This is a genomic window from Mesorhizobium sp. M5C.F.Ca.IN.020.29.1.1 (assembly GCF_003997375.1).
GTDB classification, from domain to species: Bacteria; Pseudomonadota; Alphaproteobacteria; order Rhizobiales; family Rhizobiaceae; genus Mesorhizobium; species Mesorhizobium wenxiniae.
In genome coordinates, this window is sequence record NZ_RZSW01000806.1 from 1 (window position 1) to 2,019 (window position 2,019).

General features: G+C 59.4%; 2 protein-coding genes. Both read left to right on the plus strand.

Going from position 1 to position 2,019, the window contains the following annotated elements; genetic code table 11:
- Positions 1 to 145: 145 nt before the first annotated feature.
- Positions 146 to 1,102 carry a KpsF/GutQ family sugar-phosphate isomerase gene (locus tag EOA85_RS33755; protein WP_164760077.1) on the plus strand — a complete coding sequence of 319 codons (957 nt, stop codon included), beginning with the start codon at positions 146 to 148 and terminating at the stop codon, positions 1,100 to 1,102.
- An 85-nt stretch (positions 1,103 to 1,187) separates the two neighbouring features.
- Positions 1,188 to 1,724, plus strand: coding sequence for a sialidase family protein (locus EOA85_RS33760; RefSeq protein WP_127212591.1), 537 nt, complete (start codon positions 1,188 to 1,190; stop codon positions 1,722 to 1,724).
- Positions 1,725 to 2,019: the final 295 nt, after the last annotated feature.

Genomic DNA, 2,019 nt, shown 5'->3' on the forward strand with positions numbered 1-2,019 from the left:
ATTCGACGTCACAAGGACAGCCACCAATTCGATCGAGGCCGATATCATGACACTTGTTGGCTGCAGAAGTACAGTCCCGCGTCTCCATCGAGAGCCCGCTCAGCAATATACCGAATCTGGCAGGGATCTTAGCAGCAAAATAGTCATGCTTGAGCGAGCCAAGGCAATCATCCGCCAAGAGGCTGCCGCGTTGGAAATCCTCTCACACAGGATCGACGACCATATCTGCGTGCTCGCGGACTACATCCTTTCTTCAACTGGCATTGTCGTAGTGTGCGGTGTCGGCAAGTCGCGACTGGTTGGAGAAAAGATCTCCGCAACTCTCGCATCGACTGGCACTCGATCGATCACGCTCGACCCGGTCGACGCCTTGCATGGAGATCTCGGGCGCGTGCGTGCCGGGGATGTCATTCTCGCGCTCTCCAATTCTGGCGAGACTACGGAACTTATGCAGCTCATCCGTGCTGTCCGGCAGCTTTCTGTCATCGTTGCCGCGATCACGGGGCGCGCCACCTCGTCGCTGGCACAGGCTGCCGACGTGGTGATCGATATCGGGTCGATCCAGGAAGCATGCGCACTTGGCCTTGCTCCGACTACCTCGACGACGGCTATGGCGGTAATGGGGGATGCCCTAGCGCTTGTCCTGCAGGAGCGGCGTGGGTTCACGCGCCATGACTTCGCACGTCTTCACCCGAGTGGAAGTCTCGGACGGGAGCTGATGCGAGTGCGCGACCTGATGTGGCCGCTTGAAGCGATTCCTGTGTTCCGGCCAGATACACCGCTGTCGCTGGCGCTCTTGTCAATGTGCCGCGCCTCCCAAAAGTTAGGCGTCGCCGCAGTCGTCGACGAGGGATGCAACGTCGTCGGGACCTTGAACGGGGAGTCCATTGCCCGATTAGCCGAGTGTGGCGCCCCTCCAGACCTTAGCGATCCGGTGAAGCGGCACATGCAGCCGCCGCTCAACACAATTTCCGGACACGCATTTCTCGATCGAGCCGCGCAGCTCTTCCGTCAGCACGAGGTCGAGTTGATAGCCGTGCTTGACGACCGGGACAAGTTCGCCGGCCTGATATCTCGTCAGGACGTGCTGAAGCCATGTTGAGCGATGAAAGTTGTGCAAGTGGCGATCATTCGAGGGACGGTCTCACAACGGCTCTCTTGGTGGCACTGGGGATCAGAGGGCTTCGATGATGCGCGCCTTGGCGGATGACTTCGAGATTGTCTACCGGTCCGAGCGGCCACAAGATGTATACTGCTACACGCCGGGCATCGTCGTGACGGCGAGCCGAAGAGTGGTAGCCACCTTTGATCTCGGCGGTGCCGGGGTCAGGGATCTCCTCGGGCCGAAGGGATCTCGCGCGGGAGGTACGCGCTTCGGAATGGGCATGGTCTATGTGTCCGATGATGGGGGCTGTTCCTGGGCTGAGCGAAATACCTTTCCATTCTGGCACGCCCGGCCATTCACAGCTGGCGGGCGGCTCTACATCCTTGGTCATGCCGGCGACCTCATGATCATGCGTTCCGACGATGACGGGGAGACGTGGAGCGCGCCGGTCACCCTTACCTCGAATATGAAATGGCACGGGTCGTCCTGCAACGTGCATTATGCGAATGGGTACCTCTACCTCGCCTTGGACGAGCGGCGCGATCTTGCAATCGAGGGATGGAATACGGCCGGTTTGGCACCGCGGGTGTTGCGCGCTAGAATTGACCACGACTTCTAGACCGTGAGAGCTGGACTATCTCAGAGTCCCTCGCGTTCAACGAGATAGTCTCATCGAGGGATTTCGATCTTTTTGGTATACCGTTCTATAGCACGCCACCCCGAGCTTCGGCCGAGCTCGGATCGGGACGCTTGTGTGCACCGATGGGCTGGCTTGAACCGAATATCGTCCGGTTTTTCGATCCCTCACATCTGTGGCACGATCCGCGCGGGCGGACGTTGCACGTTTTCTTGCGCACGAACACGGGTGGAACGGGCTATGCTGCCCTGGTGAAGGTCATTGAGCAGGATGATGG

What these genes read in the sequence shown, in the direction of transcription:
- EOA85_RS33760 (WP_127212591.1), top strand. Translation starts at nt 1,188, where the DNA reads ATGATGCGCGCCTTGGCGGATGACTTCGAGATTGTCTACCGGTCCGAG.
- EOA85_RS33755 (WP_164760077.1), top strand. Translation starts at nt 146, where the DNA reads ATGCTTGAGCGAGCCAAGGCAATCATCCGCCAAGAGGCTGCCGCGTTG.